The organism is Caproicibacter sp. (assembly GCF_046707225.1).
Classification (GTDB): Bacteria; Bacillota; Clostridia; order Oscillospirales; family Acutalibacteraceae; genus Caproicibacter.
In genome coordinates, this window is sequence record NZ_JBJKOP010000034.1 from 81,921 (window position 1) to 102,669 (window position 20,749).

At 52.7% G+C, this 20,749-nt stretch carries 21 protein-coding genes and 1 CRISPR repeat array; of the genes, 4 read left to right on the forward strand and 17 right to left on the reverse strand.

Annotated elements, in window-relative coordinates:
* Window positions 1–30: 30 nt before the first annotated feature.
* Entirely contained in the window at window positions 31–1,062 is a 1,032-nt protein-coding gene (locus ACLQ3M_RS07955) for an agmatine/peptidylarginine deiminase (RefSeq protein ID WP_411677163.1), read from the forward strand.
* A 5-nt stretch (window positions 1,063–1,067) separates the two neighbouring features.
* Window positions 1,068–1,943 carry an N-carbamoylputrescine amidase gene (gene aguB / locus ACLQ3M_RS07960; RefSeq protein WP_411677164.1) on the forward strand — a complete coding sequence of 292 codons (876 nt, stop codon included), beginning with the start codon at window positions 1,068–1,070 and terminating at the stop codon, window positions 1,941–1,943.
* Between the two features lie 37 nt (window positions 1,944–1,980).
* On the opposite strand, the gene ACLQ3M_RS07965 is transcribed toward aguB, so the two are convergent.
* From ACLQ3M_RS07965 to murI, 11 genes are all read right to left on the reverse strand, one after another.
* Window positions 1,981–2,775, reverse strand: a complete 795-nt coding sequence (locus ACLQ3M_RS07965; protein ID WP_411677165.1) for an IclR family transcriptional regulator — start codon at window positions 2,773–2,775, stop codon at window positions 1,981–1,983.
* Entirely contained in the window at window positions 2,772–3,731 is a 960-nt protein-coding gene (locus tag ACLQ3M_RS07970; protein ID WP_411677166.1) for a 2-hydroxyacid dehydrogenase, read from the reverse strand. Before ACLQ3M_RS07970 ends, ACLQ3M_RS07965 begins: the two co-directional genes overlap by 4 nt.
* 78 nt (window positions 3,732–3,809) lie before the next feature.
* Window positions 3,810–4,706 (reverse strand): dihydrodipicolinate synthase family protein, encoded by an 897-nt coding sequence (locus tag ACLQ3M_RS07975; protein ID WP_411677167.1) that lies wholly within the window; start codon window positions 4,704–4,706, stop codon window positions 3,810–3,812.
* A gap of 642 nt (window positions 4,707–5,348) precedes the next feature.
* Window positions 5,349–5,591 carry a hypothetical protein gene (locus ACLQ3M_RS07980; RefSeq protein WP_411677168.1) on the reverse strand — a complete coding sequence of 81 codons (243 nt, stop codon included), beginning with the start codon at window positions 5,589–5,591 and terminating at the stop codon, window positions 5,349–5,351.
* 36 nt (window positions 5,592–5,627) lie between these two features.
* Window positions 5,628–5,906: a hypothetical protein gene (locus ACLQ3M_RS07985; RefSeq protein WP_411677169.1), complete on the reverse strand. Its 279-nt coding sequence runs from the start codon at window positions 5,904–5,906 to the stop codon at window positions 5,628–5,630.
* A 12-nt stretch (window positions 5,907–5,918) separates the two neighbouring features.
* Window positions 5,919–6,788 carry a GH25 family lysozyme gene (locus ACLQ3M_RS07990; protein WP_411677170.1) on the reverse strand — a complete coding sequence of 290 codons (870 nt, stop codon included), beginning with the start codon at window positions 6,786–6,788 and terminating at the stop codon, window positions 5,919–5,921.
* The gene (locus ACLQ3M_RS07995) at window positions 6,785–6,961 is read right to left on the reverse strand and encodes a hypothetical protein (RefSeq protein ID WP_411677171.1); all 177 of its coding nucleotides are present in this window, start codon (window positions 6,959–6,961) and stop codon (window positions 6,785–6,787) included. The genes ACLQ3M_RS07990 and ACLQ3M_RS07995 overlap by 4 nt, the downstream gene beginning before the upstream one ends.
* Before the next feature lie 202 nt (window positions 6,962–7,163).
* On the reverse strand, window positions 7,164–7,577 hold the full coding sequence (locus ACLQ3M_RS08000) for a bis(5'-nucleosyl)-tetraphosphatase (RefSeq protein ID WP_411677172.1): 414 nt from the start codon (window positions 7,575–7,577) through the stop codon (window positions 7,164–7,166).
* A 138-nt stretch (window positions 7,578–7,715) separates the two neighbouring features.
* Window positions 7,716–8,654 carry a hypothetical protein gene (locus ACLQ3M_RS08005; protein ID WP_411677173.1) on the reverse strand — a complete coding sequence of 313 codons (939 nt, stop codon included), beginning with the start codon at window positions 8,652–8,654 and terminating at the stop codon, window positions 7,716–7,718.
* A gap of 227 nt (window positions 8,655–8,881) precedes the next feature.
* Window positions 8,882–10,738 (reverse strand): DUF3825 domain-containing protein, encoded by a 1,857-nt coding sequence (locus ACLQ3M_RS08010; protein WP_411677174.1) that lies wholly within the window; start codon window positions 10,736–10,738, stop codon window positions 8,882–8,884.
* Between the two features lie 563 nt (window positions 10,739–11,301).
* A complete protein-coding gene (gene murI / locus ACLQ3M_RS08015) occupies window positions 11,302–12,084 on the reverse strand; it encodes a glutamate racemase (protein ID WP_411677175.1) in 783 nt (260 codons plus the stop codon).
* 449 nt (window positions 12,085–12,533) lie between these two features.
* On the opposite strand from murI, the gene ACLQ3M_RS08020 reads away from it, so the two are divergent.
* Together ACLQ3M_RS08020 and ACLQ3M_RS08025 are read left to right on the forward strand one after the other, a co-directional pair.
* Window positions 12,534–12,629, forward strand: coding sequence for a LacI family DNA-binding transcriptional regulator (locus ACLQ3M_RS08020; RefSeq protein ID WP_411677176.1), 96 nt, complete (start codon window positions 12,534–12,536; stop codon window positions 12,627–12,629).
* A gap of 156 nt (window positions 12,630–12,785) precedes the next feature.
* Window positions 12,786–13,883 carry a tyrosine-type recombinase/integrase gene (locus ACLQ3M_RS08025; RefSeq protein WP_411677177.1) on the forward strand — a complete coding sequence of 366 codons (1,098 nt, stop codon included), beginning with the start codon at window positions 12,786–12,788 and terminating at the stop codon, window positions 13,881–13,883.
* 321 nt (window positions 13,884–14,204) lie between these two features.
* Window positions 14,205–15,307: direct repeats of the CRISPR family, unit length 33 nt; unit sequence ATTTCAATCCACGCACCCCGCGAGAGGTGCGAC.
* A gap of 149 nt (window positions 15,308–15,456) precedes the next feature.
* Here the strand turns inward: ACLQ3M_RS08025 and cas2 are convergent.
* Genes cas2 through cas5c form a run of 6 tightly spaced genes read right to left on the reverse strand, consistent with a single transcriptional unit; the run spans window position 15,457 to window position 20,741 of the window.
* The gene (gene cas2 / locus ACLQ3M_RS08030) at window positions 15,457–15,747 is read right to left on the reverse strand and encodes a CRISPR-associated endonuclease Cas2 (RefSeq protein WP_411677178.1); all 291 of its coding nucleotides are present in this window, start codon (window positions 15,745–15,747) and stop codon (window positions 15,457–15,459) included.
* Window positions 15,748–15,750: 3 nt separating this feature from the next.
* Window positions 15,751–16,779 carry a type I-C CRISPR-associated endonuclease Cas1c gene (cas1c, locus tag ACLQ3M_RS08035; protein ID WP_411677179.1) on the reverse strand — a complete coding sequence of 343 codons (1,029 nt, stop codon included), beginning with the start codon at window positions 16,777–16,779 and terminating at the stop codon, window positions 15,751–15,753.
* Complete coding sequence (gene cas4 / locus ACLQ3M_RS08040) at window positions 16,763–17,398, reverse strand: CRISPR-associated protein Cas4 (protein WP_411677180.1); 636 nt, start codon at window positions 17,396–17,398, stop codon at window positions 16,763–16,765. Before cas4 ends, cas1c begins: the two co-directional genes overlap by 17 nt.
* Window positions 17,385–18,242, reverse strand: coding sequence for a type I-C CRISPR-associated protein Cas7/Csd2 (cas7c, locus tag ACLQ3M_RS08045; protein WP_411677181.1), 858 nt, complete (start codon window positions 18,240–18,242; stop codon window positions 17,385–17,387). The genes cas4 and cas7c overlap by 14 nt, the downstream gene beginning before the upstream one ends.
* Entirely contained in the window at window positions 18,229–20,070 is a 1,842-nt protein-coding gene (cas8c, locus tag ACLQ3M_RS08050; protein WP_411677182.1) for a type I-C CRISPR-associated protein Cas8c/Csd1, read from the reverse strand. Before cas8c ends, cas7c begins: the two co-directional genes overlap by 14 nt.
* Window positions 20,064–20,741 carry a type I-C CRISPR-associated protein Cas5c gene (cas5c, locus tag ACLQ3M_RS08055; RefSeq protein ID WP_411677183.1) on the reverse strand — a complete coding sequence of 226 codons (678 nt, stop codon included), beginning with the start codon at window positions 20,739–20,741 and terminating at the stop codon, window positions 20,064–20,066. The genes cas8c and cas5c overlap by 7 nt, the downstream gene beginning before the upstream one ends.
* Between the last annotated feature and the right edge of the window lie 8 nt (window positions 20,742–20,749).

The following is a 20,749-nucleotide window of genomic DNA, read 5'->3' on the forward strand; positions in this document are numbered from 1 at the left end:
TAAGATAATTACGGCACAGGAGGACTGAGTATGACCGAAACCGGAAAAATGCCGGCGGAATGGGAGCCGCACGAAAGGACACTGATTCAGTGGCCGGTGCGAAATTCTCTGATACACCCCGAAAATTATGAGGAGGTCTGCGCGGGTTACGCGGAGGCGGCCCGCGCCGCCGCCGAGTTTGAACCCGTTACGGTGATCGCGGAGGAAGAAACCGCGCCGCAGGCCCGTCTGCACTGCGGGGATAAAATTGAAATCTTCACCGCCGCGCACAGCGATGCATGGGTTCGCGACAGCGGCCCGACGGTCGTGCTGGAAGAAAACGGAGCCCGGCTCGGCATCCGCTGGCGCTTTAACGCGTGGGGCGGCAAATACGCCCCGTATGAGCCGGACCATGAAGCGGCGAGCGCGGTTCTGAAGCACCTGGGGATTCGGCGTTTGGACGCGCCGATCATTCTGGAAGGCGGTTCGATTCACACGGACGGACAGGGAACCCTGATGACCACCGAGCAGTGCCTGCTGAACCCGAACCGAAACCCGGACCGGACCCGGGCGGAAATTGAGGACATTCTGAAATCCCTGCTCGGCGTGACAACGATATTTTGGCTCAGGAGAGGGCTCGCGGGCGACGAAACAGACGGGCACGTGGACAACGCCGCGTGTTTTGCCCGGCCCGGCGCGGTGCTCCTGCAGGTCTGCGGGGATCCGGAGGATCCCAATTACGAAATCACACAGGAAAACCGTCGGATCCTGCTGAGCGCGGCGGACGCGCGGGGCCGCCGCCCGGAGCTGATCGAAATTCCTCAGCCGCCCGCGCGCCGGTACGGCGGAGTCCGGCTGACCCTGAGCTATCTCAACTTTTATCTGGTCAACGGCGGCCTGATTCTCCCGGTCTTCGGAGGGGACGCCGCCGAAACCGACCGGTGTGCCGTTGAAATTCTGCAAAAAGCGTTTCCGGACCGTAAGATTCGGACCGTCAACGGGATTCCGCTTGTGCGGGAGGGCGGAAACGTCCACTGCATTACCCAGCAGATTCCGCTGGCGCGCCGGGAATTGGAGGAATGAGCCTGATGAGAAACGTGGTTGTCGCGGCTACGCAGATGAGCTGCTGCGATTCAACGGAAAAAAACCTGATGAAAGCAGACCGGATGCTCCGCGAGGCAGCCGGACGGGGCGCGCAGATCATCCTGTTGCAGGAGCTGTTTGAAACCCCTTATTTTTGCCAGAAGGAAGACCCCGCCGTTTACGGCTGGGCCTGTGAAACGGAACGGAATCCCGCGGTGCGGCATTTCCGCGAAGTGGCAAAAGAACTCGGCGTAGTAATTCCCGTTAGTTTTTACGAAAAGAAAAACAACGCCCGGTATAATTCCATTGCAATCATCGACGCCGACGGCAGCCTGCTCGGTGTGTACCGGAAGAGCCATATTCCGGACGGCCCGGGGTATGAGGAAAAATTCTATTTCAGCCCCGGAGACACGGGCTTTCGGGTCTGGGAGACAAAGTTCGGAAAAATCGGCGTTGGCATCTGCTGGGACCAGTGGTTCCCGGAAGCGGCCCGCTGCATGGCTCTGCTCGGCGCGGAGCTGCTGTTTTACCCGACCGCGATCGGTTCGGAGCCGGAGGCCCCGGAGGTTGATTCCATGCAGCACTGGCAGCGCTGCATGGTCGGCCACGCCGCCTGCAATCTGGTTCCCGTGATCGCCTCAAACCGCGTCGGCGGCGAAAGGGCCGGCTCTTCCTCCATCGAGTTTTACGGTTCCTCCTTCATCGCGGGTCCTACGGGGGAAATTCTGGCGCAGGCCGGTCGAACGGAGGAAACTGTGCTGACCGCGGCGTTCGACCTGGACGCGCTCGAGGCGCAGCGCGCCGAATGGGGCGTGTTCCGCGACCGCAGGCCGGAGCTTTACCGTCCGCTGCTGACGCTGGACGGCATCACCGAAAAATAAACTGAGGGGGCATGGCTTTCGGCCATGCCCCCTCAGTTTATTTGGAATAACCGAGAATTCCGGAAATTTCCTCCGCGGCCGCACGGATGATCGGCGCGGTCTTTTCAATGAATTTGTCATCGATATGGAACACGGTGCCCGTCACGGAAAGGCCCGCGGCGATTTTCCCCGTAAAATCGCGGACGGGGAACGCGACGCAGCGCGCGCCGATTTCGCATTCCTCGTTGTCGAACGCGTACCCGCGCCGGCGGATCGCTTCCAGCTCCGTGAAAATCGCCTCCGGCTCCGTCATCGTATTCCGGGTAAAGCGTTCCAGCGTTTCTTCGCGGAAAAAAAGGGCCAGCTCTTCCCGCGAACGGTTTAAGAGGAACAGCTTTCCGACTCCGGTGCAGTACAGCGGCGAACTGCTGCCGATCCGCTGAAGGGAGCGGACGAGCTGATCCGGCCCGTCGACTACTTCGACGTAAACCGCGCGGTTTTCCTGTTCCACCGCAAGGCAGACGGATTCCCCGCACTGTACCGACAGCTCTTTCATCACCGGCCTTGCGATTCTGTTGAGCGGGTTCGCGTCGCGGATCTGCCCGGCCAGGCGGCAAAGCTGAAACGTGAGAAAATATTTCTGCGTTTCCGGGTCCTGCCGGACATAGCCCAGCTTCATCAGCGTGCGCAGAAACCGGATCGCCGTGCTGGGCGGGCAGCCGGTCAGCTCCGCCAGCCGCCTCAGCTGGACGGGCTCCCGGCAGGACGCCATCGCTTCCAGAATTCGAAACGCCTTTTCCACCGACTGGTTTTTTTTGAGCGGATCGCTCCGCTCCGGGATTTCTTCTCTCATCCGATTTTGCAGACGTTTTCCGGCGAACCGGAAAGGTAAGCCGCCACGTTCGCGAATTCGATTTTCGCGCGCCGCAGCATCGATTCCTCCGAAGCAAACGCGACGTGGGGCGTGAGAAGAATATTTTTCGCGTGCAGCAGCGGGTATTCCTCCGGGATCGGCGGCTCCATGTCGAAAACATCGACGCCCGCACCCGCGATTTTACCGCTGTTCAGCGCGTCCGCAAGCGCCTGATTGTCAACGATCGCGCCGCGCGCGCAGTTAAGGAAAATCGAGCCCGGTTTCATCGCGTCGAACTGCTTTTTGCCGAAGGTTTTTCTGGTTTCCGCCGTCAAAGGAAGGTGCAGCGAAACGATATCGCTTTTTTGCAGCAGCTCTTCCAGCCCGGCAAACCGGATTCCCGCGGCCTTTGCTTCTTCCGACTCATGCCGCGCGCAGCCGAGTACCGTTGCCCCGAACGCTTTGAAAAGCTGTGCCGTGCGCACGCCGATGCGTCCGGTGCCGACAATGCCGACCGTGCGTCCGCAAATTTCACGGCCGGTCAGGCCCGCCGCCGTCTTTCCGGTTCTGGCCGCCTCGTCCGCGGGGCGAATTTTGCGCAGCACCCCGATCGCGAGTCCCACCGCCAGCTCCGCCACGGTTTCATTCGAATACCCGGCGCAGTTGCAGACGGTCACGCCTTTTTTTCGGCAGGCCGCAAGACCCACATGGTCGATTCCCGTGAACGCAACCGCGAGCATTTTCAGCTTTTCGGCGGCCTCCACCACTTCATCCGGATAGGGGTTGTTCGCGATCATGACGACGTCGGAATCTTTGGAACGCTCCGCCAGTTCCTTTTTGTCGGTTGTTTTGGTGTCGTAATAGACAAACTCATGCCCCGCCTTTGTCAGCTCCGCCGACAGTTCGCGGATCACGCTTTCCGGCACGCCCAGGGGTTCCAACAGACTGATTTTCATCCTTATCTCTTCCTTCTTTTCATATTTGATTCAGGCCGTGTTTTTTCTACGGCCGGTACTTGACGGACTCCGCCGTAATCAGACCAGTCCGGAACTTTTCAAGATTTGTTCCAGCCGGTCTTTTTTCTCCTGCGTCAGGGGGAGCAGCGGTTTGCGCGGGCACCCTCCCCTGTAACCGACAAGGTCGCAGGCATATTTTAAACCCGGAACGCCAAACGCTCCGGTCACCGCCGCGTTGACCGGGAACATTTTTTTGTTCAGCTCCAAAGCCTCCTGATATTTTCCCGCGTCGAAGAGGGTTTGAATTTCGGCGCATTCCCGCGGCGCGCAGTTACACAGCGCCATAACGCCGCCGCGGATTCCGAGCGCCAGCGCGGGGTACCAGACCGAGGCCGTGCCGACCAGCAAATTAAACTCGCTGTCCAATCCCTCCGTCATCAGCGCGATCATGCGCCCGATATCGCCGGAGCTGTCCTTCATCCCGATGATGTTCGGGTGCCGGCTCAGGCGCGAAACCACCGACGGAGTCAGATTAATATGCGTAAATTTCGGCACATTATAAAGCAGAACAGGAATCCTGCTGCGGTCCGCGACTTCCGTAAAAAACGCGTACTGGGCGTCGTCGCCCATCGCCGCGCCGTAAAAACCGGGCGTCAGTACCAAAGCCGCGTCCGCCCCCGCGGACGCGGCCAGATTTGTCAGCCTGACGGTCGCTTCCGTCGATTCCAGCCCCGTGCCAACCATCAGAAGTTTGTCCTGCGCTTTGTGCTGCTTTGCAAGCCGCACCAGCTCCAGCTTTTCCTCCTCCGTCAAATAAGGCGTTTCACTGTTGGAGCCCAGAATCAGGTAGCCTGCAAGGCCTGTCCGGTTCCATTTTTCAAGATTTGCGACAAACGAATCGTAATCCACGCTTCCATCCTCGTGAAAGGGTGTAATGACGGGCGGAAACACTCCGGTAATTTCAAAATAAGCCATTGGGACTCCTCCGATTTCACTAAGTAAAACCAATTTTTATTATCTGCAATCATCATAGCATTGAAACAACGATCTGTCAATCATCTCCTGTTTTCCGACGCATATTTTCCAGGATTCTCCATAGAATAAACATGAGGTGATGAGAAAAATGGATTACTCCGGATATCGTGAATTCCCGTTTCCATCCAGATTAAGCGAGGAGGAAGAAAAATTGAGGACCTATTTTCTTTCGCTTCCTGACAACGAACAGCTTCATCTGTTAAACGGCAGCCGGTCGTATGAAGAGTTTCGCGGCCGGGTTAAGGAGAAAATGACGGCCTAGATTTTTTCTGTTTTTTCATGGTTCCTTCACGGTTCGTCCATATTTTACCGGTAAACTTTCAATCGTACCGGCAGAAGCCTTGTTGCAGAAGAATTCTCGCTTACCGCCCTTTCAGAGGGCGGTTTTCCATGGATGAAAAGGAGAAGGCCCATGAGTATTCTTTTCTTGCTGATTTTAATTGGAATCGGCGTATTGATTACGGGCATGGTCTGGAACATCGGCGGTTCCCGGCAGTAAACGCCGGGCTGTCACGCTGCTGATAAAATAAAAGAGGCCCGCCGGATTCGATCCCCGGCGGGCCCGCTTCGATTTAAGAATTTCTAGTTGGTTTTGTCCTCTGAATTTCCGGTTTGTTTCCCGCCGCTGTCCAAAGGCGTGCCGGCCGCGGCGGCGTCAACCATTCCCTCGCCGACGATATAGGCGACGACCGAGCCGAGCGCCATGATGACCCCTGTAATCTGCGAGGTATCCGTCCCCGGGCTGAGCAGCGCGATGACGCCGACCGCCAGACCCGCGACGGCAACCCAGAATTTTCTGGAGGACAGCTTTACCTTCCAATCCATTGAAAAACCCTCTTTCCGCCGGAATCATCCGGCTTTTCATTTGTGCAGCTCCTCCCGCAATTCATCTATGCGGAAGTGAGCCTGTTTGGTCGACTGCTCCAAAACGACGACCCGTTCGACAATCGCCTCGATTCTGGCGCTGTTGGCCGCCTCCTGTTTTGTGATGCTTTCCAGCTTGCTGTTGACCTGGCGAAGCACCTCCGCTGTTTTTCCGTCCTCACGGGCTTCCGATTTCATTCCCCGCAGCAGCGTAACCAACAGCGCGAGAAAAGCAACCGAAGCGCTGATCAGGGCGATCCAGTTCTGCACCGACAAAGTCATCACACCTTACGTTACACGGTAGACAAAACGTTTCAGGGGTTTTTCCCCCGGCGCCGCCGTATAGATTCCCGTTTCCGTTCCGGACCTGCCCACGGCAACCAAAGCAAACAGCTGCTCGTTCCCGTTTCTGGGGAATGGAACAACCGTGACGATTCCTCCGGTTCCCGCCGTTAAAGACACTTGCCCCGGGCAGACGGTTTTTACCGTGTAAAATTCCCCGTGCGGGCGGGACAGGTCCATTGTGGTGTCGATTTCCACGCTTGTCGCGGCGGCGGTAAAGTCACGGAAAACGGCGTCAAGGTCTACCCTGCCGGTAATGCCGGGCACCGTCCCGAAGCTTGTCGTCTGCTGCAGCGCGCAGTCCGCATCCGGCCCGCCGCTGTAATCCGCAAGCCACAGGTTCCACAAACCAAGCGTCTGCGGCGTAAACACATTCAGCCGGTAATCATTGTTCAGGTACAATACGGCGTTCCAGCCGTCCTGTTGGGCCGCGGCCAGAAATGTGTTGACCATGCTGTTGATCAGTTTGCCGGACGGCGCGGTTCCATGCACCTTTTTATAATAGTTGACGGAAGAATATTCATAGTCATACGCGACAAACAGAATCTTCCCGCGATACGGCTCGATCGTCTTTTTACATACGGCCCATTCCGCGAGCGCGTCCGCTTCCGAATCCGCGTAAGAAAACCAGTAAACGGCTGTTTTCAGGCCTGCCGCAGCCGTGCCGGCAATATTGTTTTGAAACCGCGTATCCGTTTGCGAAGGGCTGTTCCCGTAACCGGCCCGCAAAACCGCCCCGCGAACGCCGGAGGCCGCGACCTGCTTCCAGTCGATCTCTCCGTTGTGAGCGGAAACGTCGATCCATTTCTCATTCAAATCAAACGCCCCGCTTTCCGAAGCGCATCCCGCTCCGCGGCAATTTCCGCTGCGGAGGTTTCCCGAATTCCGTCGATTTCACGGACTTCCGCGTTCTCCGCTCGGGCTGTCTGCTCCGATGTCATGCCAAGGGCCAGGGCTTTGATAATCTCATAGCTTTTCTGATCAGTCACAATACAAATCTCCTTTCCTTGCAGGCCTCTCTTTAAAATATGTCCCGTATCGGTCGCGCGTGCGGAGGTCCCCCTCGAACCGGCCGCCAACATTCCCTTTTCATATTCCCCCTCACACAGCGCCGTTTTTGCATTCGATCAGGCAAAAAACAGGGCGCGAAACGAAAAAATCGTTTCGCGCCCTGTTTCAGGTTTTTGATCGCTAAATTTGATTTTTCAGGTAATCGGCGGCCGACTCAAGCACATCGGCGTCGTTTTGGTAGGTGATTCTTTCCTTTGCCTCGTGAAAAGGGTACCACCCGGCATCCAGAATTTCCTCCGCCTGCGTTTTCAGCCGGCTGTCCCCGGCTTCCGCGGCAAAATAAACCACGTCTTTCCAGACGCCCACCGACGGGCTGTAAGAGGCAACCCGGCGAAAGCCCGTGTCGAGCGCTACGCTCAGGCCCGTTTCCTCCCTGATTTCGCGCAGCGCGGTCTGTGTCTCGGTTTCCCCGTTTTCCACATGCCCCTTGGGGAAAGACCAGTGCCCGCCGTTGACGTGCCGGATCAACAGGTACCTGACTTCTCCGCCGGTCCGTAAAAAGACGACCGCGCCGCAGGATCTTTCCTGTTTCATCGTTTCACCCGCTTTTTTAAAAAGGTTAGCTTTTTTGAACCGAGCCGTTTTCAAGCAGGCTCTCCATTTTCTCTTCCGTTTCCAGATCATAGTCCCCGGTAATGCCGAACCTGGGATAAACCACCCCGGCGGACAGCTTCAGCTTAATTTCTTCATTTCATGCTTCAGGTTCGCGTTCTGATAGGTGGCGCGAATTGAAGAAACGCTGGCGACCAGCATCAGCAGATAACCCATCGCAAGGTCCGAAAGAACCGATCTCGACACCGAGTCGTCTTTCATGAATTCCGGAATTGACCGGAACGCATCAAAAAACGTGATATCGTAATCCATTTTGAACTCGTTGTAAATTTCCAGCGCAAGGGAGACGTTTTCGGCAAAATAGAGCATCGCGACCGCAATCAGAAGAGAGATCACCATTCCCGCGGCATTCAGCTTGCCGCCGAACTTTTCATATCCCTTCATGCAGCAGACCGCCATGACGAAGCCGACGATCCCGGCAATATAGCCCAGCTGATAGACAATGACCCACAGCGCGACGCCAATCAGGGAGCCCAGCAAAGCGCCGACGGTTCCGCCGGCGATGTTGCTCTTTTGCTCCTTTAAAGACTGCCGCGCCGCGGAAAGGTCGGACTGCGCCTTTTCAAAACAGCCGCCGCACATGGAGGTGCACTCCCCGCCCAAGCTGTAAACGCCCAGATTTGTCTGGGCCCCGCAGTATTTGCAGCAGCTCACCATCGAGTATGACCTGCAGACGCTCAAAACGGAATTCAGAATCTCCTTTAAGGCTTCCACACTGTTTTTCCCGTTCGATTTCACCTGAATGGACGCGCCGACTCCGTCGAAAACGGCGGATTTAACCGCCGGATTGGACTGGGACAGGCCAGCGAAATAATCCTGAACCGCCTTTGCCTGTTCCGGGGTGCCGCCGTTTACATGAAACCGGATTTCAAAAACGCGCCGGTTCTGCACATTCCTGATGATCATTTGGTACCCCTGATAATATCCGAAAACGCTCATTCGCTTTTGGTCGTAGGTCATCCCCGTGTCCTGTGCCAGTGTTTTCAGGCTTGCTCTCATAATATCCCTCCGAATTGTTTCGGCCCTCGCCGCCGCATATCCCGATTCGGGCCGTTTGGTAATTTCCTATAAAATATCGGTTCGAAATCTGAAAGATGAAGTTTCGGGAAGAGATATTTTCAATTTTCATCGTATGGTACAGTCACATTTGCATCCGGATTTAAAAACTGTATATGTTAACCGCTGTTTTCTATTTTTTATGCCGCCGCCACGCTGCCATCCGGTTTTCAGTCGGCGGAATCGGAGTCCGTATAGGCGTCCAGATCCGGAACGATCTGGTCTGCGTTCAGCCATTCGCTGTTCGGGCGGCAGATCATCCGCGCGTCGATATAGGCCTGCTGAAGCGTCAGAATCGTCTGGCCCTGGTAGTTCCCGGCGCGGGTCAGCTCCACGACGAGCGCCGCGTCCGCACGGCCCTCGCTGACCAGACACAGCGGCAGCATCAGGCTCATGACGTTCCGGGTCGGGAAAAAGCAGGGAATCGCCGTCTTATAGTTCCAGCGAACCTGTTTTCGCGCAAGATTGATCGCGTCTTCCAGCCGGTTTCGAAGCCGGTTATACAGCCGGTTGGAATCCGAAACGGTATCCCGCAGCTGTGCGTACAGATTTTTTTTCGCCTTTTGGGAACGCTCGGCCTCGATTTCATCCAGCAGCTCCAGCGCGTCCGGTTCGCTGTGCAGCTCCTCCCGGAGGAATCCGACCGGCAGCCGGGCGATATTATCCAGCAGGATATGGTCGTAATCGGTGTGAAGATCCTTTTCCAGGTCGAACAGAAGATCCTCTTTGCGCTCGAAATAAGAAGCGGGCTGAGGCAGCGGATTAAAATAATTGACAAGCCGCTTTCCCAATCCTCTGCCGCCCGCCTTGGAAAAGCCGGTGAAGCGCCATCTGTTTTTCTGCCTGTCGTCGTTTGGCTCAAAGCACGCGTAAATATCGTCGTAATGCGGCGTGACCATGCCTGTGTTGAAAGCCGCGAAGCGTCCGTCGTCGCTGATGCAGACCTTGTCCTCCAGCTGAAGGCGGTAAAACGTGTATTGCAGATAGCTTCGCAGCATCAGCTTGCTGTTGGGGTCCTCCCCCTGAAAATACCACTTTTCAGGCAGCGCCATTTCCGCAAGGTCGCCGAGCACGTTGTCCCAGAAACCCATGAAGGCAAAGTTTTCAATCGCCTTGCCCGGCGTGCTGTGCTGAACGCCGATAAAGTTCAGGAACCATCCGCTCTCCCCCTCAAAGCGAGAGGGCTTGATGCCCGCCATCATCAGCTCGCCTCCGGCCGCTTTCAGGGAAAGCGGAAAGGTATAGGCGCTTTCCCTGACCGTAAACGTGCCGTTTGCCCTCGCCTCCCGGTAAGACTCCCTCATCCGGTTCAGAATTTCTTCGGACGGCGCCGCTTCCTCCCCGGTGATCAGCTTATTCAGAATGGCCAGCGTCTTATTCGGCAGAATGATCTCATTCATCGTTTCCGGCAGTTCCTGAAAAGCCGCGGAGCGTCCGGTCGAATCCGTTCCCCTTTCATGGTCCCAGGAGGGAATTCGATGAAGCGTGACCAGTGTGGCGGGGACGCCGTTGGTGACCGTATCCTGAAGCGACATGAATTCCGAAAGCTCCCGGAGCAGCTGCTTCATCTTGACAAATCCGTACGTTTCCTTCCGGTACCCTTCGTTTGTCATGACCAGGCTGATCGCCGCCATGGGCAGAGGCGTTTCCGCCGGAAATTCGTCGATCAGCAACTCATAAACGGCGCGCCTGTCCGACTCGCTAAGCGGTTTCTCCGGGGGGTGAGCTTCCGGCTTCTCTTCCTCCCGCGGCGCGGGCAACCGTTCCGCTTCCTCCGGCGCGGCTTCCCCCGCCCACTCGTGCAGCGTAACGGTATAATTCATATTCGTGCCGGTGCGGACCTGCCTGAGCGAAACGCATTCGGGCATCTCCTCCAATAGCAGGCGCATTTTCGGGTACCCGAAGTTCTCGCAGCTGATCTGATTTTCACTCAGATACCCCCCGACCAGAGCCATCAGATACGGAGTTTCGAATTCAAACCGTTTTACCAGGATGCTGTATATTTTTCTTTTCTCCGCCGTTTCCAAAATTTCCACTTCTCCCCAGATAAGCACTTATTCATACTGATTCTATTATACCGCTTTTCCCCGGTGTGAACAACCGGAGATTCGGGCGAATTCCATGCCGATTCAGTCAAGCGGCTCTAAATTTCAGCCGATGGTCGGGACGAAAAGGATATGCGCCTTCACTTTGGCACAGCAACCTTCTCCCCCCTTGGCTGAGCGCAAAAAAGCAAGCAATGAAAGAAGGCCTTCAATTCGTAGTTTTTTCTGCGAATTGAAGGCCTCAGAGGTTCTTTTGCCCATCAGTATCAATCATTCCGTTAGAGGGTTAACTGCATTTTGAATGGAAGCATCTCATAAAGCCCGCCGATATGAACGTCCGCGCCCGGAAGAACTTCTTTCCGGCCAATCTCAGTTTCGAAATATTTCTTTCACTCAGCTTTTGCCCAAGCTCAACACTTTCCCTTATGCTCATGCCGTTCTGATAGACATTGTCCTTGTTAAAGCGGATTCCCGCCAGTTTAAAAATGTTCTGAACTGCTTCAGTATGCTCATGATCTCCCAAATCGAATATTTTGTCAATTGGTTCAATTAATGCCAAAGACCTGATCCAATTGTATCCTACAGGAATTGATCAGTTTTAAGCCAGATTCGTCAACCGGTTTCCCAGAAAAGTAGTACTCGGTAATTCCGTTTCCACCGGCTTCCGTCGACAGGAAAAGCACTCTTATCAGCTGGCGGACCGTTCCCTCGTTTCCATCAACAAAATGGGGGGTATTTTGAAACAGCTTCTGAAGCTCATTTTTGAAATAATTGAAATGCGTACACCCAAGTACAACGGTTCCATACGACGGAAGATCATAGGATTGCAGCGCCTGCCGCAAATATTCACCGACCTGGGCGGAAGAAAAGATCCCTTTTTCCGCAAAGCGCACAAGTTGAGGAAGTTCAACCAGATCAACCTTTTTCCGTGAATCGACTCTTTCCACGAGATTATGCAGTTTCTTTCCTTTGATTGTTACCGGTGTTGCCATAACAAGGATTCTTTTCTTTTCCGCACCGTATAAATCGATTGCTTTTTTCACAGCGGGTTCCATCCCTATGATCGGTATGGGAAACCGCTTCCGATATGCCATTGTCAATGCGCTTGTCGCCGTATTACAAGCAATGATGATAGCATCCACGCCCTTGCGGATCATAAAATGAATAATGTCATTTACCAACAACCGGATTTCTTCCGGCGTTTTTTCTCCGTATGGGACATGCTTTTCATCCGCGTAATAAATAAAGTTTTCATTCGGTAACATCTTCTGAGCGAAATGCAATACAGACAGTCCGCCTAAACCCGAATCAAATACTCCTATCGTCATTTTTTAAGAATTCTTCTCTCTAAACTTGCCTTAAATTTCAGTTTGCCTCTCTGTCTGGATGATCAACAGGATCCACGCCCCACGCGGGGAGCAACCCACCTTAGATTTTAGTTGCCCATTCGTCCCGTGGAATGACACGATCGATTTGACTCAGAAGTTCTTTTTATGTTTTTTTACCTGTGCCAGTTCATCGCTCAGTGCTAACAAGCTGATTGTTTGTTCATCCCTTTATTTTACCACTTTTTTATTATGTGCGGTATTGCCTTAGGGAACCACTCTCCTCCATAGGCACTGCCCCTGCCCGTCTGAGCAATGATATTATAATTCTTACCATTTTCATTTGCAATATATTTGCTAATAATGAGATTGCTTTCTGTCGGAAGGGGTTCCGCTAATCAGCGCAAAATAGAGTGATAATTTTTCGATAAAAAGTTCTTGCGGTCTGCCATATGGCGACATTAAAAGATGTTGTGAAAAAAGCCGGCGTCAGCATTGCAACTGCCTTACGTGTTCTGAATAGTCCTGATAAAGCAGCAACGCATTGAGCGATGTTTTAATCGTTCTCATATACAAAAATAGAAACCATAGCCTCTTTCCTGTCCGATTGTAAACGAGTCTATTATGAGTGAAAACAATCCGTTTTTTAAAAATTAACACCGCATCTATCCCCCCGAAATCGGCATAGGCACGGGTGTTTTTTGATGCTTCAGCAAGAGGATATATCACCTTTATCGGACATTTTATTCAAAGAATATTTTATCCGCTACCTGAAAGGGCTTGACGGGGGAACCCGATCCAGAAGTTTTTATAGTACCATCACCATTGCGTCCCATATTATTGAAGGTCTTGGAGATTACAGAATGAGTGAAATTAATAAAACTGTCTTGAAAGAGTTTATCAATGGATTTACCAAGAAGACATACACCAAAGGCACAAAGACCGACTTTTACAGTCAAAGCACTATTGATAAAACATATCAGCTTCTGCGTGGAGCTATCAGAGAAGCCTCCAGCGAAGACGGCGGCAAATTACTCCGCATTGATTTCATGGCAAATATAAAGAAACCTCGATCAAATAAGCAATCTCCATTGGAACCTAAAGCCCTCACGAACGAAGAAATACAAATGATCTCTGAGATAGTCAGGGAAAATAAAATGATGAATGTGTGGGTCCATCTAATGATCTACACCGGGGTACGGCCCAGTGAGCCATTAGCTTTGCAATTTGGTGACATTGATTATGAGAATAGGACTGTTGATATTGTGCGCACCCTCAGCCAGGAAGAACACATTGACCCCGTCACAGGGAAGCGGACAAGACCCAGCACCCCCATCATCACTGATCTAAAAAATGCCCGGCCAGGACAAAGAGTGAATTTGCAAAAACGAACTTTGAAGGTCGGAAATAAGATTCTTGATATCTTAAAAGATTGGGAAAGCTATGTTTTTAATAATCCTGTCCTGATGAAAATGAAACGAGAGCATGGAACGGAAGATTATCTTTTCTGTGGTACTCACGGTCAGTTTTGGCTGTATGACGATTACAAACAGGTTTACGAACGGCTTCTGAAAAAGCAAGGATTAAGCATCTCCGAATATAACCCTTACCGGTTTCGACACAACTGCTGCACCAGGCTTTTACGGATGGGTATTAACCTGAAAGCTGTACAGCTCATCATGGGCGATAACACTGCCGATATGGTCATGCGTGTCTATGCAAATCTTGACAAAACAGACGTATTGAAAGGAAGCGAATCGTTCGCCAAAAGTATTGACACAACACTTGATATCAATCCATAGAAAACCTCGGACATTTTGTCCGAGTCAATCCGGTTATCCGATATAAGTAAATCTTTTGACACACATTCCATCACGTTCTACATTTTTATTCCACATTGATCAGGGCGCAACCAGATGACACTCTCACCATAAAGCGCCTGACAGACAACCATCGGCCCCATTTTCACGTTCCTTAGTTTTAAGTCCTCTACTTAGTATAAACATAGCACTAAACCGCTAACGCGGTGGTTTACATCGGGATAGACGCTGCTTTTTCATGAACCTACTAAGAGAGCGGCAGGTTTTCTCTATTGAAATGTTCACTCTCTGCATTCCAGTTTGCTTTCAATCCACGCACCCCGCGAGAGGTGCGACTTAACGCAATGAACCCCGACAATCACAAAAATGATTTCAATCCACGCACCCCGCGAGAGGTGCGACGACAAACTTACAACAGAATGACCGGTATGTGAGATTTCAATCCACGCACCCCGCGAGAGGTGCGACCGAACGCTGGTTACGGCAGGAACATAGCCGTGAGATTTCAATCCACGCACCCCGCGAGAGGTGCGACGTAATCATGGACGTATTAAATGGTAATGCATGAATTTCAATCCACGCACCCCGCGAGAGGTGCGACCGGATGATCTCTTCGGGGTGGTTGATAAATTCGCATTTCAATCCACGCACCCCGCGAGAGGTGCGACCAGTCTTGAATATTTCCTTGCTTAATTTCTGTAAATTTCAATCCACGCACCCCGCGAGAGGTGCGACTGCTCCGGATTGTCGTAAATTGTGCATTGGCTCATTTCAATCCACGCACCCCGCGAGAGGTGCGACTAAAAATCCGTCCGCAGCATTAAGCGATTCAGAGATTTCAATCCACGCACCCCGCGAGAGGTGCGACCAGCGCACATACCGAACGTGTGATAGAGCTGGTCCGATTTCAATCCACGCACCCCGCGAGAGGTGCGACGGCCTTTGCCGGTCACTTTTGGCGTTTTGGTGACATTTCAATCCACGCACCCCGCGAGAGGTGCGACCGTTTCCACGCAAGACTTGTTCGCTTCCCTTGCAATTTCAATCCACGCACCCCGCGAGAGGTGCGACGAGCGCCAAACGTTACGAAAGGCGGGATATCTATATTTCAATCCACGCACCCCGCGAGAGGTGCGACAAATCCATTATTGTCACTCCGTAAAGACTAAATCATTTCAATCCACGCACCCCGCGAGAGGTGCGACCCCAGAATTCCCGCGCCGGAGATTTCCTCGCTCGAATTTCAATCCACGCACCCCGCGAGAGGTGCGACTGGCTCGGTTGCGGCCTTTCCGTCGTTCTGCACATTTCAATCCACGCACCCCGCGAGAGGTGCGACAGGTGCGCAGTTCCGTCGTGTCAGTATCGGTCCAATTTCAATCCACGCACCCCGCGAGAGGTGCGACTCTATATATTGTGCATATGGAGTCGCATTCCGCATACGGGGCGGACAACAATAACAAGTAATCGATCTGCTGTGAAGATTCCTTTATGGAGACGGACAAAATTTAATCCGCGAACCGCACGGTATTTTGCAGTCACCGCACGTTCGCGCTCAGAAAATCAACACCCCCTCGCTGTCATATCCCGGTTTCACACCGATATGCTCAACGTGTTTTTTCCAGTTATCCCCCAAATAATAAAAACGCAAGCTGTCCTTATCAGGGTCAATCAGCTTGATAAGACGGTCTTTCATCTGTAAAAATTTCCCGTAGTCGAGATTTACCTCAAACACCGAATTTTGTACTCTTTGACCGTAATTGACACATTCTTTTGCGACCTTTCGCAGCCGTGTTTTGCCTTTTTCAGAAGTGATGTTCACGTCATAGGCGACAATGACAAACATATTTTACCCCCAGACAAGATTCGGATAAGTCTCGATTTCACCCCGAATGTATTTGGCCAGCAGATTTGCCTGAACATAGGGAAACAGACCGATCGGCGCTTTTTCTTTCGTGAATGGATGTTTCACACATTCGTTCTTTTTGTTCTGCCATGCGGTAATGACTTTCTTTCGGCCGTCATCATTGAGCCATACTGCTCCGCTGACCTGCTTGTCAAAATCACTTTTTTGCACGATTTTCAGATTGACCATCGTAAGGACCAAACGCTCAACCAATGCCCGGAATTCCTCCATGATATCGCACGCGAGGGAGGCCCTTCCCGGGCGCAGTGTATGAAACAGGCCGATATAAGGGTCGAGGCCGACACATTCGAGAGCAGACGCGATATCATTGGTGCAGATCGTATAAAGAAAGGAAAGCATGGTGTTGGTTAAATCAAGAGGCGGGCGCTTTGTTCTTCCGGAAAGTGAGAAATCCTCTTTTTGCTGGGTAAACAGCGAGTCGAACACGTCAAAATACGCCTTGGCGCTCTGGCCCTCAATCCCCCTTAATGCTTCCGTATCCTTTTCCTGAAGCAGCTTTTTCTGATTCTCTGTAAGCAGATCAATACAGTGGGACAGCTTGCCGCCGGTGTCAGTTTGCGGATAATCGCGGCGCGAACGCATGAGTAAATTGCGTGTGTTTTTCAGCTTTGCGGTGATCAGATTTTGGATCAGTTCCGTTTGTCTTTCCGGATCGAAGAACGTCTCCATTTGCTGTTTGCGCAGAAAGACATTGCCTTTCATCTGCCCGGTTACTCTGGCAAGGAACCTTCCGCCGGGAGAGATAAAGCACAGTCCGATCCGTTCTTCTGCGCATTTGCCCATCAGCGCCGGACTGCAGCCGGGGTAGTTCATACAGACAACGCTTTCAATATTGGAAAGCGGCAGTCTTGCGGCCTCTTTCCCATCTAACAGCATCACAATATTTTCCCCGTCCAGGCTGAGGTAGGCCTCCTGATGGGTGATATACAGCGTGTTAAGCAGTTTTCGCATGACGGCGCTTCTCCCCCTTTGGCATGCAAATATCCTTTAAGGAGCATCCGCTGCAGTACTGGCCGTCCCGGATAGGAGGAATGACACAGGCTTCGCGCAGCGCTTTCATTTCCGAGAGGGTCGATTTTAAAAATGCGTAATCATCCTCGCAAAAATCAACCCGTATTCTTTTTCGGGTATCCGCGTAATAAAAGAAGGTTTTACAGTCTGTTTTGAAAATACCGTCCGCACAGATTTTCTGTGCCAGAAGTTGCATCGCGTCCTCACGCCGAAAATCACCGGCTTTGGGAGAACGCACCTTGTATTCGACAATGGTAAGCTCAAAGCGCTCGCCGTATTTCCCGATCAAGCATCCTGACGGAGAGCGGCGAAGTTCAAGGCAGTCAATCACGCCGAACAGCCCCCAGTCGTCGTTGTATACCCTGACCGACCGTTCCACGATTGCGCTGCGGGCCGAACCGCATTTGCCGGCGTCCACGTTTTCGTGTATCAGATTACCCTTGCAGACAAACACATTTTCGGCCCAGCTGCAATCGGTCTCGATCAGTCCCCACCGGTGCGGGCAGTAGAGGTACTGCTGAACCGACCGGATATCTGTCAACGTGTCAGAACTTTTCAATGATCTCTACCCCTTCGGGCATTGCCTTGTCAACCGTAATGCTGTAATCGCTGAATTTGCGGGGAATCTCCACTCCGCTTTTCTTTTCGATCGCTATTTTGTCGAACAGAAGATGGGAAGGAGCATTGCCGAGGGCCGAATCGTGCTTGAAGACATACAGCTTCCGCATGCAAAGCTTGCCCCGCGCCGCGCTGTGGTCGATTTCAAACATGTTTTCGATGCTCTGCCAAAGCAGCGCAAGGTCGTCTTCACTGAACCCTGTTTTGTTGGCAAGCAGCGCGGAAACATATCCCTCCGCCCGGTAAAGGCCGTAGGGGATAAAGTTCTTTTTTCCCATGGTATTTCCCTTTTCGGACTGGTCGGATTCTGTGGTAAGTGCCTGACGGGTAATGGTGATTTCCTGCGGAAGCACCGGGTCAATACTGCGCGCAAAGTTGATCTGAACCGGCCCGCGAACAATGCCGCACGGGTCGTCGCCTGTGCTCATAACGGCGCCAAAGGTACGCACGTCAAAATAATTTCTGCAGATGTGATCCCGAGCCTGTGCTACCACGTTCTGGTCTTTGCCCTTCTGTTTCGTTTTGAGATTGCAGGCATCGTATGCTTCAGTAAACTTTGTGTTCAGGGCCCGGTCGTTTTTAATGAGAATATTGTAACCGGGCTTTCCCTCCTGCGTGGCCTCGACATAGTTGCGGATTTTACGTTTGAGGCAGACGTCGGTCACAATGCCGATGCTTGTTTCGGCGTCGACGCGGGGCATATTGCCCGCGTCGGGATCTCCGTTGGGGTTGCCGTTCTCCACGTCAAAAAGCATGACGAACTCGTACCGGTTATGCAGGCTCATTGTCTTTCTCTCCTTCGCTTTTCTTTGCAAATATTTTTTCTTTTTGCTGGTAATATCCAAGGATAAACATCCCCTGCTTTTCCATGTTCATGGCCTTGGGGAAAGAGTCGCCGAGATTGCTTACAATTTCCTGAACGATTTGATCAAAGAAAATTGCATTGCCTCTGTCTAGTTTTCCGAAATGGCTCTGAGAAAGTTTCAGTAAGCGGGGGAAAACAAGATACGGCGTACTGCAGGCCGAGGAAAAAAACCTGTCCTTAATCGTGGTGTTGATCCCCGGAAGCGCCTTTTGCTGAATCATTTCCAGAACGGCAAAGAGTCTGCCGCAGTTGTAGGCGCCGTCCGTGTTCTGCGTGTTTAACATCGTTAATTCGCTCCTTTTTATAAGATCCATGCGTGTCAGGCACGCCTTGATGATCCGCACGCGGTCGCGGCTGACCGCGTAAAACTTTTTCACCGCGTCGTCCTGATCTGTTTTTGCCCGGCGCACCGCCGTTTCGAGCATAAAACGGGGATATGGGGAGCCGCGGAGGATGCTTTGCAGGATTTTCGTCGAAAGGTCGGGCGGCAGCGGGTCCTTCGAGGCAATCGGCGATTTCAGCGCTTTCCCTATGAGCCAGATCGGCATCTGTTTATCCTCCGGGGAAAGCTGCATATCCCTGTGATGCAGATGAATCCGGTCCATCATCGTTCCAAAGGAATTGTGTTCGAATATCTTGACGGCCAGACGGCTGCTGTTTGGCTTCACGCCGAGAATGTAAAACTCCGTGCCCTGATCGACCCCGAAGCCTTTCCAGTCGGCTTCCTTGCCCTGTGAAAGCTGACTGAAAATGGAGGCGAGTGCCTGCTCTTTTGCCTGACGTTCGTTCCGCTCCGCTTCGGATGGGTCTTCCGCCGGCAAAGAGAAAAAACCAACCCCGGTGTTGAACGCCTGCAGATACGGTTTTTCGGATTCCGCCGTCATAGCCCAGGAAAGGAGCGTCATACCGTCAAGCGTCTGTTTGTAATCCGGTACGGAGGTGAGATAATTGAACGCCTTGGTGTACTTTTCCATCATCTCCTGTGACACGGAACTGTTATAGGATTCCCTGCGGCCATAAGACCAGAAAGCAGGCGATTTTAGGCAAACAATGTTCACGCCGGTGGCAAGCCCGCCGGGGATCCCCGTGAGATTGTCGTGAATGCGGGCAATCTGGCCATACTTTCCGCTGATGCTGCACTGCCCCGTCACCGCGTCGGCCGGGATGGGCCTGTTCCGCCAGTCGTTTTCCCACTTCTCTTTTACCTGCGCGTCACGACTGAGCGGCCTTTGTGCAGCCGGGTCTTCCTGAGACGTAATAACGAATTTCGCACCGCCGTATTTTTTGCCCAGTGCCGTAAGGAACGGATTGTCAAGCTCGTTTTCCGGGTTCCAGTTTTGCAGGAAGTTTTTATATGCATTGATGACCGGAGAGCTTAATCCCTCAAGAAACGAAAGATTTTTCTCCTTGCATTTTGCAAAGGCGAGCAGGGAGTTCCTCGTCGCCGAGAGCTTATCATCCTGCTTGTCCCACTCAATGCCAAAAAGGTATTTTTCACGGTGGTCGATGGTTTCAGCCGCGATTCCGGGCACCGAGTTCCGAAAGGGGAAAAACTCGTCCCGCGGGACTTCCTTCTCTTTTTTTCCGTTAAGCACAGTTTTTGTGTACGGCAAAATCTCTTTCAGGGTTCCGTTGGAATTTAACACCAAATTATAATTCACGCCGACTTTGCTGTAACCGTCCGGCACAAGGCCGCTGTCCTTCTGCCGGCACAGACAGTCGTAATACTCGCTGAGCGCCCTTAACATAGTAGCCCCCCGGCATATTTCGCCACATCGATAACCCCGTTTATCATATGAGGGCGGTAAAAGCGCGGTTCAGCGGAATCCAGACTTTTGCCGTCTTTATCTTTTTTATACTGAAGATCGTAAAGCATATACCCGAGGTCAACGTCGCCCGTGACCGGGCTTTGCGGGATTTCATCGGTCAATGTGACCCGCGCGGGAAATTCTCTGCAGCCGAGGCACGGCTGGGCGAAATGCTGTCCTTTGCGGAGCCGCCGCAGCAGAATGTTGTAGCACTTTTCCGGCGTCTGATTTTCTTCTTTTTCGTCCGTCAGCTCAAAGTGTGCCTCAACGCCGTAAAGGACATTTTTCAGCAGAAGGCTCGCCCGCTGGCTGATGCATTCCTTCGTATAAATGCTGATGTCGTCTGCCATGCCGTCCATCTGCTTTTTCACAGCGGATGAAAGCAGCTTTTCGCTGACCTCGTTTCGCCTGATGTTGACGAACTGTACGGGCCTCAGCACATAGATCGTGTCAATGATGTATTTCATACCAGGGTGCCAGTAGATATTGGAAATTAGTCCGGTCAAAGCGCTCGGCGTCGGCACATCGTAGGAAACTCGTTCCACTTTCATCTCGGGCCTGCTGAAAAGCGCGTAGTCGCCTTCGATGAGAATCTTGATTCCGTAACCCATTGGAAACC

Coding starts and splice junctions, on each gene's coding strand:
- cas8c (WP_411677182.1), bottom strand. CDS start 20,070: ATGTTAAGGGCGCTCAGCGAGTATTACGACTGTCTGTGCCGGCAGAAG.
- ACLQ3M_RS08005 (WP_411677173.1), bottom strand. CDS start 8,654: ATGAGAGCAAGCCTGAAAACACTGGCACAGGACACGGGGATGACCTAC.
- ACLQ3M_RS08000 (WP_411677172.1), bottom strand. CDS start 7,577: ATGAAACAGGAAAGATCCTGCGGCGCGGTCGTCTTTTTACGGACCGGC.
- cas5c (WP_411677183.1), bottom strand. CDS start 20,741: ATGGGTTACGGAATCAAGATTCTCATCGAAGGCGACTACGCGCTTTTC.
- ACLQ3M_RS08020 (WP_411677176.1), top strand. CDS start 12,534: ATGGCGACATTAAAAGATGTTGTGAAAAAAGCCGGCGTCAGCATTGCA.
- cas1c (WP_411677179.1), bottom strand. CDS start 16,779: ATGCGAAAACTGCTTAACACGCTGTATATCACCCATCAGGAGGCCTAC.
- cas2 (WP_411677178.1), bottom strand. CDS start 15,747: ATGTTTGTCATTGTCGCCTATGACGTGAACATCACTTCTGAAAAAGGC.
- ACLQ3M_RS08025 (WP_411677177.1), top strand. CDS start 12,786: ATGCTTCAGCAAGAGGATATATCACCTTTATCGGACATTTTATTCAAA.
- ACLQ3M_RS07955 (WP_411677163.1), top strand. CDS start 31: ATGACCGAAACCGGAAAAATGCCGGCGGAATGGGAGCCGCACGAAAGG.
- ACLQ3M_RS07970 (WP_411677166.1), bottom strand. CDS start 3,731: ATGAAAATCAGTCTGTTGGAACCCCTGGGCGTGCCGGAAAGCGTGATC.
- ACLQ3M_RS07980 (WP_411677168.1), bottom strand. CDS start 5,591: ATGGATTGGAAGGTAAAGCTGTCCTCCAGAAAATTCTGGGTTGCCGTC.
- ACLQ3M_RS07975 (WP_411677167.1), bottom strand. CDS start 4,706: ATGGCTTATTTTGAAATTACCGGAGTGTTTCCGCCCGTCATTACACCC.
- murI (WP_411677175.1), bottom strand. CDS start 12,084: ATGACGATAGGAGTATTTGATTCGGGTTTAGGCGGACTGTCTGTATTG.
- cas7c (WP_411677181.1), bottom strand. CDS start 18,242: ATGAGCCTGCATAACCGGTACGAGTTCGTCATGCTTTTTGACGTGGAG.
- ACLQ3M_RS07965 (WP_411677165.1), bottom strand. CDS start 2,775: ATGAGAGAAGAAATCCCGGAGCGGAGCGATCCGCTCAAAAAAAACCAG.
- aguB (WP_411677164.1), top strand. CDS start 1,068: ATGAGAAACGTGGTTGTCGCGGCTACGCAGATGAGCTGCTGCGATTCA.